Genomic DNA, 15,682 nt, shown 5'->3' with positions numbered 1-15,682 from the left:
CAATATCCTATCTATTCCTTTTTCTTTACCCCTCATTCCGCCTTTACCTCCCCACCTTTAACGACTAATCCTTTAGAATCTATGACTACTTCTACTCCACCAGCTTTAATAATAACACTATCTCCCTTAGCAGTAATAGAAGTGTCTCCTACTTGGTGAATTATAGTGTTACCAGCATTAACGCTATAATTAGATTCTATGTTAGCATAACTAGAATCTGCTACTTGTGTGAGCTGTTTTTTTGTTTGTAGGCTAAAATCTTCAGTGCTTGATAAATCAATGTAATTTTTAGCACTAAGATTAAATTGTTGTTCTGCATTAAGACTAATACCATTTGCAGCATAAAGCTCATAACCTTTATTGATTTGATTTTTGCTATCTCCCCCTACATTCCTACTCTCATCTTGTTCTATACTTATATTGAGTTTCCCCCCTATCTCCACCTCCTTATCCTCTCCTACATATTCGCTACTCTTCTTTGCAATCCTTACTTTGTTATCTACTCCTACATTTAAAGTATGGCTTAATCCTACAATGGTATCTTTAGATAAAGCTACATTGGTATTATATTCTCCTCCAATACTTACAATCTTTGCTAAATCTATGGTTTGAGTATGAATCTTTTTAATCCTTTCATTATAAGTTCCTTCTACTTGAGATTCTTTATTGTTATGTATGGTTTGAGTGAAGTTATGCTTTTTACTCCTCTTGCTTTGGATACTTTGGATTCTTGATGTTAAAATAAGTGTTGATTTCATTTTCAGATATATCTGGAAAATATTTTGCAATTTTTCCTTTTTTATAAATCCAATATCCAAAATAAGATTCTATATATATTTTTTGATTTCCAAATATGAGAGTGTCAAAAATATCAGAATCTTTAATATAAATAAATTCAATATTGTTTGCTTCGACATAATTTGAAACGCTATACCTATCATGGTTTATATCATCTGCCATTATATAGAAATCTTCTTTTCCCATTTCTCGCTTGAGTTTTTCAATCGTCTTATCTCCTAGAGAAAATACTATAATGCAACTCTCACAATTTACTCTAAAGTCTTTTGCTTGTGCAAAACTACAAAGAAACAATACAAGGACAAATAGGGTTGTTATAAAATTATGCAAAATTTCTCCTTTAAGGTTGAGTGATTTCAATGTGATAACATTGTCTTTTAGTTTCGTCTATAAATTTGAGCTTTTTTAGTGTCTCAAACTTTCGTATCTCTCTTTTAAAATCTTGCGGATTTTTAAGTCTCCACACAGAAATATCAATGGTATTAGTTTTTGATACATCTTCTATGCAATGATGAGAGACATTATATGCCCCTAATGCCACAATCTTTTCATACATTGCTTGGATTACTTCTTGTTTAGTTTTAGTTTTATGCAAATCTTCATAAACTTTTATCACTTTATCTCCTGCTGCTGCATAAAGTTTATATTGCTCCTGAATTCCTTCCGATACGCACCCCTTATACATTTCCTCTGCTTGTTCCATAGGTGTTCTTGTCGTGCTTGTGATAGTAACGATTAGATTGTTAGAGTGCTTAGCCATTTTTTTAATGATATTTAGTGAATAGTTTGAAATTCTATACATTTTTACATCATTATTTTTTCCTACAACTTGAATCTCACTCAATTCCTCCACCTCTACCCACACTTGCATACTTTGATAATTTTGTTATCTTCCAAGTTCAAGTAGAGTTTGTAGTTCTTCAAAGTCTTTATTCTCTTTAAGATAGAGAGAATCTGTATTAGTTTGTTGTTGTGTATTAGATGTTTGAGTATTGTTTGGATTTTGATTATTTTGTGTTGGATTACTTTCTTGTGTATTTCCTAGTGAGCTTTGTGCTATATTGTTTGAAGTATCTTTATAAATTTTATAAAGCTTATTATTTGATTTGAGGACTAGATAATCATTGGTTTTATTCAAACCTAGTTCATATTCTTTATCCTCTGTAAAATCTTCTCTAAGATGAGACATTATGGTATTGTCTATTTGAAAAGATTGCTGTCTATAAGTAATTCTACTCACCAAAAGCCTCCTTATAATTTTGCCATTCCCTTTGTAAAAGTTTTGATATAGTTATCTCATCTTTATATTTTTTCTGTAAATTTGAACGCATTTTAGGAATATCATTGCACCCTTGTGCCATTTCCCTAAGTTCATTTGCACGCTGCTCATCATAAGGTTCTTCTCCTCCTATATGGATACATTCACAGCTTTTATTGATAAAATCATCAACTTCCTTTATTTGTGTATAGGGAATTAGTTTGTTGCCATAACTTGCTTTTACTCCATCTTTTTCTTGCTTAAATCTTGTAAAATCTGCAGTGTGAGAGCATATATTTTGATTAAAATATTTATCATAAAGAATAAAATCAATATGTGTTTTATCTTCATTCCAAACAATATCTATTTTTTCATAATTTGCATAATTAGCACTCGGTGATAAATCTAGGCTAAAATTTTCTTTTTTTGTTAAAATATTTGGATAAGCTTTAAGAATCTCCTTGAAAAAAGGATAACTTGTAAAAGTGTTACGATCCATAAGTGAATTATTGATAGCTTCAGTAATATCTACACCTTTATAAAATACAAAACCATTACCTTCGCTTGTAGCACTGCAATCATTTAGCAAACAACCGAATCGCGATAAAACATCTAAAATCAAATCATTTCCTTCATATTTCTTGCGCAAAGCAACAAATTCTTTATCAATTTCTTTTCGTTTTAAGTTTTTCATTTGACTATATTTTATTCTTTCTTGCTCATTCATTGTCTGTATAGAATCCACATTTTCAGATTCTATAAATTTTTCCCTAGATTCTATAAAATTTTTTATATCATTTGGTAGGTTAGCATTTTTATCATCTTGCATATTTTCGCTACTATAGGCCATAAGAAACAAAGCTAAAAACAAATACACTACTTTTTTACAAATCATAAACTTCTCCTTAATTTAGTTTCCTTCTAAAGACCAATGTGGAGGGTCTTTTTCTAAAGTTCTTTTAACTCCATAAGTTTTACCCACTTTCCTTAATTCTGGATTTGTTGCCCCATTTCTAGGAATATCAATGATGTATTCTTTTCCTGTTTTATCTTTAATTGTAAAAGATGATTGCCAAGTAATTGTAATATCAATAGCATTTCCCCTGACGTGATGAGAAGTCAAAGAAGCTGGATATGCTATACCATAAGCCTTAACCATCTCCAATGCTTTTTCTCTTGAAATTTTCTCCGAATAATTGCCAGTAGAGTCTGTATGTATCCAATTAATTGGGATATTTTCTTTTTGTGTTGCTTGTTGGGCTTGTTGAGGAGTAATATTATTGTATGCAACTTTATGGCAATAATGCATCAAGACAGCTCTTTCATACGGTCTACGTGTTGAGCTAATATAATATGTTATTTTTGCTTGAGGAGTTTTCTTTTTTGCTTCATCAAGAGCTTTTAGAAAATCTTTAACATTTTCTTTAAATGGAGAAGATAAATCTTCTATGGAAGCCCTATCTTTATACTCTTTTACCCATTCTTTACCGCTTAAACGAAGATCCTCCACCTCCACCCACACCTTTACACCTTGATATTCCTCTTTCTCTGTAAGTTCAAGTATTGTTTTTATCTCATCAAAGTCTTTATTCTCTTTAAGATAGAGAGAATCTGTATTAGTTTGTTGTTGTGTATTAGATGTTTGAGTATTGTTTGGATTTTGATTATTTTGTGTTGGATTACTTTCTTGTGTATTTCCTAGTGAGCTTTGTGCTATATTGTTTGAAGTATCTTTATAAATTTTATAAAGCTTATTATTTGATTTGAGGACTAGATAATCATTGGTTTTATTCAAACCTAGTTCATATTCTTTATCCTCTGTAAAATCTTCTCTAAGATGAGACATTATGGTATTGTCTATTTGAAAAGATTTTTGAGTATTTTTATACAAAAGAGTAAGAGTATTATAGCTTATCTCCACTATTGGTAATGTGCTAATATTAAGTATCGTATGTGTTTGTCCATTGCTTGTTTGATAAGCTGGATTATTCTTATAAGCAAAAATGATTAGCTGTTGTTTTTCTTTAAGATAATCTTCTACTTCCTTTTGTATCTCATCTTCTTTTATAGTGTATTTAAACTTTGCATTTATATCAAAGCTTACTTGTGTATTATGTTTAGCTTTTTGTGTGAAAGTAAGAGATTCTAGATTTTCTTTCTTTATTTTGCTTTTTTCCCATAGAGCTTCATTTCTGTATTTAACATAATAAGCCCAATGAATATCTTTTTTTAACGCTTTCCCGCTTGTGAGATAAGCTTCTAAGTGAATAAGGTTTTGATTTTCTTGTAATGGAGTTTGGGAAGTATGTATATCATCTGTGCTAGTTTGTTGTGTAGCTGTATCCTCTCTTTTTTCTACTTGTGCGGTGTAGATGTCTATTTGTTCTTGCTTCTCTGAATCTACTTTATCTTGTTCTTTGTAGATTCTAATATCTCTAATATTTGCCTCATCATCTTTATTGAGTGCAAGGCAAAAGGGATTAGTGCTCTTTTGATGAGCTATGGCATTACATTGTCCTGTTCCTACAATAATATATTCTTCATCTTCAATAGTGATAGGAAAAGATTTGTGTTTATCTCTCTCTTGTAATTCACAATCAAAGATAACTTCTCCATTTGCATCTATGGTTTTAGAATTTCCCATAAAGGAAAGCGTTTTACCTGCTACTTCATCCAATAATTTCTCATTAGATATTTGTATATGGCATTGAAATTTGATTGTATTGCTCATTACTTATTCTTTATATATTAAATCATTAAAGAGTAAGCCAGAAGAGGTTTTATTTATTCCTTTTTCTTTACTTCTCACTCCGCCTTTACCTCCCCACCTTTAACGACTAATCCTTTAGAATCTATGACTACTTCTACTCCACCAGCTTTAATAATAACACTATCTCCCTTAGCAGTAATAGAAGTATCGCCTACTTGGTGAAGGATTTGGTTACCAGCTTGTATAGCACAATCACTTTGGGCATCTATACCCACAGAATCTGATTCCATATTGGTAACATCTTTTGCTTGAAAAGATAAAGTTTGAGATTCTACATATAAACCTTTTTGGGTATAAATATTACCTTGAGATTGTGAAGTTATATTAAGATTGCCTTCTATATGTTCCTGTTTATCTCCCTCCACCACCTCACTCTTATTCCCCCCTACATTCCTACTCTCATCTTGTTTGATACTTGTATTGAGATTCCCCTATCTCCACCTCCTTATCCTCTCCTACATACTCACTACTATCCTTTGCTACTCTAAGCTTATTATCTACTCCTACATTTAAAGTATGGCTTAATCCTACAATAGTATCTTTAGATAAAGCTACATTGGTATTATATTCTCCTCCAATACTTACAATCTTTGCTAAGTCTATGGTTTGAGTATGAATCTTTTTAATCCTTTCATTATAAGTTCCCTCTACTTGAGATTCTTTATTGTTATGTATGGTTTGAGTGAAGTTATGCTTAATGAGTTCTTCATAATCTCTTTGTGCTTGAAGATAGATGTGTTCTTGTTCTTTAAGATTTGAAAGCGTGATTTCATTGAATCCAGATTCTATGAGATTGTGATGAGAGTTTGTATTCTCTGCTTGCAATGCACTGCTATTATTAAGAGTTCTTGCACTTAAACTTGTTTGATGAGAGGCTAAGGGTAAAGAGGGTAAGGCAGGATTACTTGGATTGTAGAGACTGCCTATAATGATGGGCATATCTATATCATTATTTAAGTAACTTATTAATACTTCATCTCCAACTCTTGGAGTATGATAGAATCCAGAATGATTACTTGCAATAGGGGAGGCTACTCTAAGAAAAGCTGTGTGTGTATTAAGAGTATATAAATCATCTTCTAAATGAGTATTGTTTGAATGTTTGGTATTGTTTGTATTGGGTGTTGTGTGTATATCATTATCCGTGAGTAAAGCTTGTGCCATAAAGGCATGTAGCCTTACTTTCACCCTGCCAAAGTTATCTGTATAAAGCGTGTTGCTCTGTTTGATGATACTTGCATTAGCCTCTTTAATATTCTTGGCTTTTATATACTCTTCTCCTACAACTATACCTTGCATAAGAGATGGAGGGTTTGGTTTGGGCTTGGGTGTAGGCATATAAGATAGGTTTGAAGGCAAGAGAGTAATGAGATTACTATAAGCATCTTTGAACCGAGAGATGTTGCTATCATTGGCTTGTTGATGAGAGGGTAAAGTATCTGCAAGAATAGATTCGTTTATAAGGGTTTGTTCTAATGCTATGATAGTATATTCATTTATAGACTCTTGTGTTTTATTATCTTGAATATTATTTCCTAAAAGAGATTTATTTTTAGATTCTATATATAATCTTTGAGCTAAACAGAGTGTATAGATATTGCTTTGAGCGTTCATAAGAGCTTGAGTATTGGCAGTATGTTGGGCTTGATTAGAGCAAAGAGACTTTATATTCGCTTGATAGGTAAAACTCACATTGGGTATAAATACACTTTGCATAGAGGCAGTATAGTTATAAGGATTATTCATATCTTCTTGTGCTAGAGAAGTATCATTTGATGCAGAATGAGTGGCAATGTCTGGGGATTGTTTGTCAATATATTTTGAATACATATAAGTATTTATTTGAGGATTGTTTGCATCATTGCTGAAGAAGTTAAATTGTTTTGTGTGTATATGATGAGAATGTGTGAGAGCAAAAATACAGGGTTCATTAAGATTATTATGTGTTTTTACATTAGGATTAAAAGGGACTTTAGTGAGAGGAATAGGAGTATAGGGTGTGTGATGACATACATATAAAGTATCATTGTCTTCATAAAAGTATATACCATTATTATGAGCTAATCGTGTGATAAAATCTAAATCAGATTCTTCATATTGGGTGATAATCTCTAAAGGATTATCAATTTGGCTAAGAGAAGAAAAATCTATTTGTTTGCATAATTGTGGAGTATAAGCAGTGAGTATATCTTTGAGTATGTCTAAAGGTGTTTTATCTGTATAAATTCTATTTGCTTTATTGAGTGAAAGTCTTATGAGAGGAGAAGTGAGTGTAAAGGTAAAGAAATGTCTATGGTTTATAGATTTAGGTGTAGGTATATCTAAGGAAGAGAGTGTCTTTTGTTGAGAAGTATTTGTTATGTCAGCAATAGTGTTGATTGTGTTATTTGTATCTAAGGAAACATTAGATTTAGAACCTAAATACTCTATATGTGTAATGATACCCTTATATGATTTAATAGGGGTAGAAGTATTACCTAAAGAGATAGAAAGAGCACTATGATAGTTTGTGTTGCCATAGGGATTAGAAATATATAATAGAGCAAAATTATCTTGCAATAGCTGGAGATTGAAAGGTTGGTCTAATGCAAAAGAATAAGGGGGAGCAGATGATGCAAAATCGGTATCTTGGGTATGAGATTGGATTGTGTGTGAGGGAGAGTTTGTTTTACCCAAAGAAGCAAAAGTAGCAGAAAATATATCTGCATAAAAGGATTCTATAAAACCATTACAAGTAATATGAAAAGGAGACTGCAAACTTTCTCTAATATGGGCTTTGGTGATGGTAAAGGTGATAGAGTTAATATCCAAAGAAAGAAAAGCACTCATAAAACTATCCTTTAGGGGTATTTTTGTGAAAAAGAGGCTCATCTCACTATCTCACAAAACATCCCGTTTTTCTACTACAACTTTAAGGGTGTGTAAAAAGTTTTTTTAAGGCAGATATGAAGAAATTAAGCATTTCTCCAGTCATCACTTCCGCTCGTTCCTGCAACAACATGTTCCCAAATAATTTTTCGATAATTAAGAGAAACCCTAAAGAGCTCAGTTTTGTTATTATTGCTTGTATCTTGTGCATTTGGCATAATAAGGTCTATGTCTGTAATAATAGCATCTTCTAATTTTGTAGTGAAGTAATGTTCTGCTCCACCACCTATTGATGTCCTAAACCAATGCACTTCTACATTGTTTAATCTTTCACCCTTTGTGAGGGCATTGTAAAGTAAAGGAACAGCTTTATTGAGAGAACAGGTAAAAATAAAGGGTCTATGCACCCTTTGACCTGATGGTTGTCCGCTTTGTGTATCTGTGGGAACAGTTACAATATGAGAAATCTCTTGAGCCATAATTTCATCTTCGTGTCCTGCTTGGTAACGATTACCTATGCTCTCTTGCGTAGAAGCCCCACTAGAAATAAGTCCTTGTGTAACACCTTCAATTTTAATATATGCTGGCTGCGCCATAGTATGCTCCTTTCTGTTAGTTTTATCCATATAAAAGCGAAGTATTCTACACAAAAAAATAAAATCAATAATTAAGTTTTATAAAAATATAAATATTTTTACTCACATAGTGTCATTAACATACTACATTGTGCAAAATTCGCCTTTTTTTTATTTAATAATAACCCAAAACCAAGAGTAGCCCTCGCAATATCGCCGAGCCTAAAATCCATTTTGGGGTTATATTGCATATCTAAACGAACATCAATGGCAAATTCATTGTTGGTGAGAAAAATTACACTCTCTCTAAGTTTATTGTGTTGCTTATGATGTGGAAAATAATCTAGGGCTTCCTGATAATGCAAATCCTTGATGCGGAGTAATATTTTATTTTGATAGGAATATATTGTGCTACCTAGTAGAAAACTTTTACCAAGAGTAACATTTTTAAATCCTAAACTATTCTGTTGATTCTTATTGATACGAATGGCTTGTGGAATATTCTCGACAATAGAAATTCTATCGTGCAAATGAAAATTATGTGCCAAAATTTTCTCAATATAAGCTTTTGGTCTCCTTAAGCTTAAAATAAGAGGTGCAAATGGAAGATATGCCTTTGCACTTGTTGTATCACTAAAACCTAAAAGTTTCAACAATACAAAAGAAATTCTATCGCTAAAATCTGTCTCAAAAGAGTGGTGATAATTCTTAAGACACACACTATCATAAAACAACCATAAAAGATAATTGTTAAAAAAATCAAAAAAAAGGCTGAAACCATTGCCATCATCTTCATTTTTTGCAAAATTATCAAGCATATAATAAGGCAGAGGTGAAGATTGCCCTAGCAATCCAAAAAAATGACTAAAAACTTCCACGAAAGATTCAGTATGCATTTTGGAAGATATATTTTGAGGTAATTTTTCCATAACTTTTACAGATGAAGCCTCAAGTGGAAGCATATCTTTCGACTCTAAATCCGCCATATCATGATATTGGAATATATCAACTTCTTTATACGCATGTCCCAAACTCCTAGCACTACGTAAAAAGATTTGCTCCCTATTCAAAGAAACCAAGAGCATTTTTATTAGCCGATAAAAAGTAAAATTCATAATAATACCTTATTGCCATAGACGATAGAATAGCTAAAAGATGTATTACTTGTTGTGCAGCACAAGGATACCTCGCAAAAAGAATTGATACTGACAAAAGAAGAAAAAAAGTGTGCAAGCACTAAGCCTATCTTATATGCCTCACCTAAACAATAAAACTTTGAATCATCAATATATAGAGTAATTTGCATACCTCTTAATGTAATAAATCCATTGACATTATAAGCAGGCTTGGATTCTATCTTTTGTAAGGATTCACTTATTATTTCGTAAAGATTTTTTGGTTTATCAATATTAAAGCTGTATGTATGCAGCAATGCTAAGAAGCTCTCTTTATGCGTTATACTTTGATAATTAAAAGAAAGGGTGGCGATAAAATCCCACAATGTAGCATTATCAATACTTCTATGTTGCGATTTTGTAGGTAACATAAGATTACGCGTAAGGACATCTTGATATCCTACAATCTCATTGATTGAGCCTATCTGCAAACCATTTGGAAGATTGTTGTTGCTACATAAAACATCAATGGAAAGTGTTTCTCTGCGAGATTGATTACTATAAATAGTAATTTCTTTATAATGCTCTCCATTTGCATCTTGCTTATTTGAAATAGCATAAAAATCATTTCCCTTATCTACAAATTCAAATCGCTCAAAACTATTGTAATTTTTTAATATCCGTCTTCCTGAGTCGCTATTATGAGCCTTAACTTTCAATACCTGTATCACAGAATATGCGTTAAGATGCGCCCTATCGATAAATATTCTATACCCATTTCGTGTATGGTCAGTAAGAATCGGCTCTGCCTGCGTAGAAAAAAGATTAACAATGGGCGTGCTAAATAGCGAAAACTGATTGGCTTTTGGAAGGGTATCTTTAGGCAATTCTTTTTTGAAAATAAATTTAACAGTCATCTTTTCACTTTGACATTCTTTTAATATTTCTAAATTTTTTATTCTCACAAATGCAAATTTTTCTGGCAAAAAAAGTAATTCCTGTAAAAGTGTAAAAGCACTAAAGCCTATATCGCCATTACTAAACATACTCTCATTTTTGTCAAAACCAGTAGTCTCTAAGGAATCACAAGGAATCTTAAAAGATGTGAGAGTATCAGCACAGACAATAACAATTTCTTGCAAATAACATAAAAGCCATAAAAGCAATGTATTGGCACTATAAACCTCACTGCCAAGATAAATCTGTAAAAAATGAATATCCATATCTGCTATTTTAAAAAATTTGTTTGTGCTTACAATATCAAGGCAAAATACACTCTGCTTCCCTTCGTTAGTAAGCGACATATCGCTTATTTTAAGAGGATGCAGACAAACATCATAGATAGTTTTAAATTCACATTGCACTTGGTTTATTGGAGTAGATTTAAGACTTGTGTGTCTAGGAATAAAAACCTTGCATTCTTTGCTTTCTGGCTTAAGTGCAAAGTCCTGTATGCACATTGATGGCAACGAGTTTGTGTAATTGGGTGCAAGAATGTTAATCAAAGATTCTGCAATCAGGGGAATATTGCCATCAAGCTCTTCGTGAATCTTAGATGTTAATAACGCTAAAGATTCTATAATACGTTCCACATCTGGATCATTACTATTGTGGGATAAAAATGGGGCAAGTTTGGGATATTTATTAACAAAAATTTCCCTCATTTTATGCAAATAATCAAGCTCTTTACGGAAATAATGAATATTTTTCACTTATCTGCCCTTTTCTACTTTAATCAAATACTTTTTTGGGGTTTCCTAAAACTATCTCAAGCAAACCGCCTACATTACATCACAATAGCGATTATTTTTAAAGACAATTTGTATATTAAAATCATCCAACAAGTCACCCCCAACATGACGCATTCGCATAAAAAAACTTATTTGCCAAGGAGCAAAGCTTTCATCATATTCTATGTTTAGAATCTTTGCCCTTGTTTCATAAGTATTTACAAGGTGGTAGATTTTTTCCGACATAAGCAGGGCGAGATTTTTTGTATTTATATCCAAATCTTCCAACGATAAGTCTGCAAAATTCATAAGACTTATGCCCTCATTTTTAGTATTCATGAGGATTGAGATATGATCTTTTATCGTTTTGGTTCTATCTTCAAAATAAGCAGAATCTACATGAGGATGCAGTTGAGAAATAATTTTATTTACAAAAGACATAATTTATTCTCTGTCAAGTTTCCCCACCAAAGAAAGTTCAAAGTTTGCTCCCATAAATTTAAAGTGGGGTCGTACATTTAAGTTTATTCTATACCAACCTGCTTCCCCTTCTATCTCGCTTACAAAAACCTTAGCACCTCTAAATGGTCGCCTACTTCGAACCTCTGCGGGAGGATTTTCTTGGTCTGAAACATATTGCCTCATCCATTCGTTTAAGCCATTCTCTATATCTGCCCTTTCTTTCCAGCTCCCAATTTCTTCTCTTTGTAATACCTTAAGATAATGAGCAAGGCGAGAAACTAAAAATATATAAGGCAACTGTGTGCCAAGCCTATAATTTGTCTCTGCCTCTTTTCCTTCAGGCGTATTTGGAAAAATTTTTGGCTTTAATGCCGCATTTGCGGAGAAAAATACTGCATTATTGCTATCACGTCGCAACGTAAAGGCTATAAAGCCAGATTCTGCAAGCTCATACTCACATCTATCTGTGATAAGCACCTCCGTTGGTATCTTGGATTGCGTAGTGCCAAAGCTTTCATAAATATAAGTAGGCAAATCTTTTACAGCACCGCCAGCCTTAGGTCCTATAATATTTCCACACCAGCGATAATTTGCGAAACTATCAGTCAATCGCGTAGCAAAAGCATAAATAGTATTTCCCCATAGCAAGTGATTATGCGAGTTATGCACATTTTCCTTGTAATTAAATTTCTTTATAGGATTTTCTTGTGGCTCATAAGGAGATCGAGTAAGAAAACGTGTAACCAATAAACCAGCATACTTAGAATCTTCATTTTCCCTAAAAGTGCGCCATTTTACATATTGCGGACCCTCTAAAAGTGCTTTTAAATCTTGTATCTTGGGAAGCTCCGCATAACTATCAAGTCCAAAAAAACTAGCACTCATAGAAGTTAAAAATGGAGCATGGCTCATAGCCGCAATAGAAGACATCTTAGAGAGAAAATTCATATCAGGCGTAGAAGCATTCAAGGCATAATCACCCAAAATTGCACCTACCGGCTCGCCACCAAATTGTCCATATTCAGAAGAATAAATACGTTTATATAATGTAGTTGTTGTAATATCTGGATTTGCCTCAAAATCCTCTAAAGCCTCTTGTTTAGTTACATCAAACAAATTAATTTTTATATTTTCTTGAAAATTAGTGCGTTCTACTAAAAAATATAAACCTCTCCATGTAGATTCTAATTGCTGAATCTGTTCATTATGTAATATCTCGTCCATTTGACGTGAAATAATATCATCAATATGTGCTATCATTTCATCAAGCGTGTATTTGTTGATTTTATTTTCTGCACTATCAGTTTTGACTATTTCTGTGATAAATTCCGCCACACCCATTTTGGCAATATTATAACTTTCATCTTCCTTTGAATATCTACTTGTCTGCATTATGCTATCAATGATAGATAGCTCTTTTATTGAAGTTTGCGTATTTGCTGATGTACCACTCATAAGTAATCTCCTTAATGGATTATCATAAACTTTCCTTCAATGATAATCACTTTTTATTTTCATCTGTAGATTGATTCTCTTTAATCTCTAGTAAAAGCTTCTCTTTTGTATCTTTATCCTTGAGGGCCTCCAAGAGTGCTTTTCTAAAATCCGGAATATTGCCCATTGGTCCCTTCAATGCTACAAGGGCTTCACGTAGTTGAAGCAATTTGTTTAGCTCTGGTACTTGAGTAGCAATGCTATCTGGTGAAAAATCACCCAACCCTTCAAACTTAAGATTTACAGACAATTCATCTGCATCTTGCTTGAGGACATTTTTTACACTTACATGTGTGCCTATATTCATTTTTTGCATTACTTGATTAAAATTGTGTTTATTAATAGACACAACCTCTCGTTCATCAAACGGCACATCATTGCCTCCTGTAAAGTTACCCATAACCATTAGCTTCAAAGGAAGCTCTACATCAGGATTCTGCCCATTTGTCTTTGAACGATATGTGATATTTATCCGCTCTTTTGGCGGAGTAGAATTTTCTGCCATAGTATATCCTTAAGACTGCCGTTGTTTTAGCTACCCAACAAGCATAACAATAACCTTTAGTATTTGATAGATAGCCAAAAGGTAAATCTCATTATAGCAAAATTAAACAAATTTAAATATTAATCTAAGTATAATCGTGCAAACTTTAAAATCCATACAAGAAAGAAGTTCAGATTTAGAGGTCTTTAATGCGATATATCCAGCTTCATATTTCCTTTTGCATTCTCGTTTGCTTTATGGGGCTAGCTATTAGTGGGTGCAGCTCACCTATTAAGATACAGGCTTTCAATCAGGCAGATTCTAACCTTAATAATCGTGGCGATAATGTGCCTGTTACGCTCATTATTTATCAGCTCAAGGATATTAGTAAATTCAAGCAGTCTTCCATACAAGATGTAAGCACACGTGGAAATGTTGTCCTTGGAAGGGACATTGTAGATTTTATCAAGGTGCAAGTGCCGCCAAATGAAATTGATGTGCCTGTTGCAGAATTTGCAAAAAAAGAAGGTAAATATATCGGCGTGTTAGCTCTTTTTGCCAATCCGCAGGATAAAAAACAAAAATTCTATAAAAAGCTGAATCGTGTCTTTTCAAACAAAATCAAGCTTAATATTGCCACTGAAGGCATTATGCAACACAAAAAAAGTAAGCAAAGTCAAGATAAAGATACAAAGGCTGATGACACTGCTGGAGAAAATAATATAAAGGATTTGTTCAATGAACAGTAAGCTTAAGGTCGCTTGGTATAATGGTATGCACATTGATAAAATCCATTTTGAGCAACAAGAACGATTTTTAGAACATATTATCCATACAAAAACCTCTCGACTTGTATCTAATCTTTATGGTGTATTTGATGTAAGTTTTTCTACCGATATGCTCAATTTGGGCAAAATAGCCCTTACACAAATTAGTGGAATTACACAAGATGGTAGCGTGTTTAATGCACCAGATGATGATTTATTACCTGAAGTCTTGGAGTTGCCGCCCAATATGTCTTCACCAATTATTACGCTAAAAATCCCTACATATTCAGACGCTACTGCTGATATGTCTTTAAAAAATATTTTTCCAAACTCCAAGTATATTGTAAGCAATGTACCTACAACTTCCAAGATTCACGATGATGTGCAAGATTACATACATACTAGCACAGAAGAAATCTCTTATCAGCAAGAAAAAGTTTCTCTTGCATTGGGGAGTTTGCGGCTAAAGCTTGGTATCCTTGGAGATAAATCACCAAATGAACTAGAAATACCCATAGCAAAAGTGAAAAACATCTATTCTCATAGCAAAAAAATAGAGCTTGATGAAAAATTTATCCCCACCTCTATTGATATTTGCAGTAATGCCTTTATAAAAAGTTTTCTAGAAGAAATGCTCTTTTCCATCAAGCAACACAAAGAAAGCTTCACGCAAATTTTTAGAGGCATAGACCAAACCAAAAATACGCTTGATTTTAGCACCTATTTATCGCTCAATCTCCTCAAAAAATACACGCTTATCTTTTCTTATCTTGTCAATAAAGAAAAACTACACCCAGAGACATTATATGAAAAACTTGTAGAATTTCAAGCTGACTTACTTACCATAAGTCATAATGATGCACAAGATGAATTTATACCCTACGAGCACAATGATTTAAGTGCGGTTTTCATTCCGCTTAGTAATAATATCCGCCTCCTCTTTGCTAATGTTACCTCACCCAAATATGCAATGGCACAAGTCATAGACAATGGCAATGGATTCTACGATTGCATATTTGATAATGCTTCTATGCTGCAAGATGGGGAATTATTCTTAGCAGTAAGCTCCTCTCTACCTATGCAAACATTACTTGAAACCTTTAGCACACAGAGTAAAATACATACCCAAGCCACTATTAAAAGCATTGTTGCCTCACAGCTTAAAGGACTGCATATAGAGGCAATCCCCAGCATTCCATCAGCTCTACCGCATTTAAGTGGCTATGTATATTTTAAGCTTGATAAGCAAGATTTTATCTTTACGCATTTTGCTAAGCAAAATGTTATCAGCCTTTATATGACAAATAATATCACAAAGCCCGACATTAAGCTTTGGGCATTATTTAACTAAAGAGAAATGC

General features: G+C 32.9%; 16 protein-coding genes. 2 read left to right on the top strand and 14 right to left on the bottom strand.

Translation table 11 applies throughout. The annotated features are described in order from the left end of the window. Positions 1-32: 32 nt before the first annotated feature. The 14 genes from V3I05_RS06735 to tssB form a co-directional block, all read right to left on the bottom strand. A complete protein-coding gene (locus tag V3I05_RS06735) occupies positions 33-758 on the bottom strand; it encodes a VgrG protein (protein ID WP_343353056.1) in 726 nt (241 codons plus the stop codon). Beyond that, complete coding sequence (locus V3I05_RS06730; protein ID WP_334089266.1) at positions 700-1,128, bottom strand: hypothetical protein; 429 nt, start codon at positions 1,126-1,128, stop codon at positions 700-702. Before V3I05_RS06730 ends, V3I05_RS06735 begins: the two co-directional genes overlap by 59 nt. 10 nt (positions 1,129-1,138) lie before the next feature. After that, positions 1,139-1,642, bottom strand: coding sequence for a hypothetical protein (locus V3I05_RS06725; RefSeq protein WP_343353053.1), 504 nt, complete (start codon positions 1,640-1,642; stop codon positions 1,139-1,141). A gap of 42 nt (positions 1,643-1,684) precedes the next feature. Continuing rightward, a complete protein-coding gene (locus V3I05_RS06720) occupies positions 1,685-2,038 on the bottom strand; it encodes a hypothetical protein (protein WP_343353051.1) in 354 nt (117 codons plus the stop codon). Next, positions 2,031-2,951, bottom strand: a complete 921-nt coding sequence (locus tag V3I05_RS06715; protein ID WP_343353049.1) for a hypothetical protein — start codon at positions 2,949-2,951, stop codon at positions 2,031-2,033. Before V3I05_RS06715 ends, V3I05_RS06720 begins: the two co-directional genes overlap by 8 nt. Positions 2,952-2,966: 15 nt before the next feature. Then, positions 2,967-4,787, bottom strand: a complete 1,821-nt coding sequence (locus V3I05_RS06710; protein ID WP_343353047.1) for a hypothetical protein — start codon at positions 4,785-4,787, stop codon at positions 2,967-2,969. A 74-nt stretch (positions 4,788-4,861) separates the two neighbouring features. Beyond that, on the bottom strand, positions 4,862-5,191 hold the full coding sequence (locus tag V3I05_RS06705) for a hypothetical protein (RefSeq protein ID WP_343353045.1): 330 nt from the start codon (positions 5,189-5,191) through the stop codon (positions 4,862-4,864). 34 nt (positions 5,192-5,225) lie between these two features. Further along, positions 5,226-7,655, bottom strand: coding sequence for a type VI secretion system Vgr family protein (locus V3I05_RS06700; protein WP_343353044.1), 2,430 nt, complete (start codon positions 7,653-7,655; stop codon positions 5,226-5,228). 125 nt (positions 7,656-7,780) lie between these two features. Further along, positions 7,781-8,290 (bottom strand): Hcp family type VI secretion system effector, encoded by a 510-nt coding sequence (locus V3I05_RS06695; protein WP_011115087.1) that lies wholly within the window; start codon positions 8,288-8,290, stop codon positions 7,781-7,783. 98 nt (positions 8,291-8,388) lie between these two features. Continuing rightward, positions 8,389-9,384, bottom strand: a complete 996-nt coding sequence (gene tssG, locus V3I05_RS06690; RefSeq protein WP_300451691.1) for a type VI secretion system baseplate subunit TssG — start codon at positions 9,382-9,384, stop codon at positions 8,389-8,391. Further along, positions 9,381-11,096 carry a type VI secretion system baseplate subunit TssF gene (tssF, locus tag V3I05_RS06685; protein WP_034367919.1) on the bottom strand — a complete coding sequence of 572 codons (1,716 nt, stop codon included), beginning with the start codon at positions 11,094-11,096 and terminating at the stop codon, positions 9,381-9,383. Before tssF ends, tssG begins: the two co-directional genes overlap by 4 nt. 69 nt (positions 11,097-11,165) lie before the next feature. Further along, positions 11,166-11,555: a hypothetical protein gene (locus tag V3I05_RS06680; RefSeq protein WP_300451696.1), complete on the bottom strand. Its 390-nt coding sequence runs from the start codon at positions 11,553-11,555 to the stop codon at positions 11,166-11,168. Positions 11,556-11,558: 3 nt separating this feature from the next. Next, the gene (gene tssC / locus V3I05_RS06675) at positions 11,559-13,031 is read right to left on the bottom strand and encodes a type VI secretion system contractile sheath large subunit (protein ID WP_300451697.1); all 1,473 of its coding nucleotides are present in this window, start codon (positions 13,029-13,031) and stop codon (positions 11,559-11,561) included. Between the two features lie 46 nt (positions 13,032-13,077). After that, positions 13,078-13,575 (bottom strand): type VI secretion system contractile sheath small subunit, encoded by a 498-nt coding sequence (tssB, locus tag V3I05_RS06670; protein WP_011115092.1) that lies wholly within the window; start codon positions 13,573-13,575, stop codon positions 13,078-13,080. A 188-nt stretch (positions 13,576-13,763) separates the two neighbouring features. Between tssB and tssJ the strand changes: the two genes are divergently transcribed. Together tssJ and tssK are read left to right on the top strand one after the other, a co-directional pair. Continuing rightward, positions 13,764-14,303, top strand: coding sequence for a type VI secretion system lipoprotein TssJ (gene tssJ, locus V3I05_RS06665; protein ID WP_300451700.1), 540 nt, complete (start codon positions 13,764-13,766; stop codon positions 14,301-14,303). After that, entirely contained in the window at positions 14,293-15,672 is a 1,380-nt protein-coding gene (gene tssK, locus V3I05_RS06660; RefSeq protein WP_300742600.1) for a type VI secretion system baseplate subunit TssK, read from the top strand. The genes tssJ and tssK overlap by 11 nt, the downstream gene beginning before the upstream one ends. The last annotated feature ends 10 nt before the right edge of the window (positions 15,673-15,682 follow it).

The organism is Helicobacter mastomyrinus, from assembly GCF_039555295.1.
Lineage (GTDB): Bacteria > Campylobacterota > Campylobacteria > Campylobacterales > Helicobacteraceae > Helicobacter_C > Helicobacter_C mastomyrinus.
The sequence above is the reverse complement of the archived record's forward strand: the minus strand, read 5'-3'. Positions and strand labels throughout refer to the sequence as shown.

Excerpts from the sequence above, each read along its gene's own strand:
- V3I05_RS06700 (WP_343353044.1), bottom strand. The coding sequence starts at position 7,655 with ATGAGTGCTTTTCTTTCTTTGGATATTAACTCTATCACCTTTACCATC.
- tssB (WP_011115092.1), bottom strand. The coding sequence starts at position 13,575 with ATGGCAGAAAATTCTACTCCGCCAAAAGAGCGGATAAATATCACATAT.
- V3I05_RS06715 (WP_343353049.1), bottom strand. The coding sequence starts at position 2,951 with ATGATTTGTAAAAAAGTAGTGTATTTGTTTTTAGCTTTGTTTCTTATG.
- V3I05_RS06680 (WP_300451696.1), bottom strand. The coding sequence starts at position 11,555 with ATGTCTTTTGTAAATAAAATTATTTCTCAACTGCATCCTCATGTAGAT.
- V3I05_RS06735 (WP_343353056.1), bottom strand. The coding sequence starts at position 758 with ATGAAATCAACACTTATTTTAACATCAAGAATCCAAAGTATCCAAAGC.
- V3I05_RS06695 (WP_011115087.1), bottom strand. The coding sequence starts at position 8,290 with ATGGCGCAGCCAGCATATATTAAAATTGAAGGTGTTACACAAGGACTT.
- tssG (WP_300451691.1), bottom strand. The coding sequence starts at position 9,384 with ATGAATTTTACTTTTTATCGGCTAATAAAAATGCTCTTGGTTTCTTTG.
- tssK (WP_300742600.1), top strand. The coding sequence starts at position 14,293 with ATGAACAGTAAGCTTAAGGTCGCTTGGTATAATGGTATGCACATTGAT.
- tssJ (WP_300451700.1), top strand. The coding sequence starts at position 13,764 with ATGCGATATATCCAGCTTCATATTTCCTTTTGCATTCTCGTTTGCTTT.
- V3I05_RS06710 (WP_343353047.1), bottom strand. The coding sequence starts at position 4,787 with ATGAGCAATACAATCAAATTTCAATGCCATATACAAATATCTAATGAG.
- tssC (WP_300451697.1), bottom strand. The coding sequence starts at position 13,031 with ATGAGTGGTACATCAGCAAATACGCAAACTTCAATAAAAGAGCTATCT.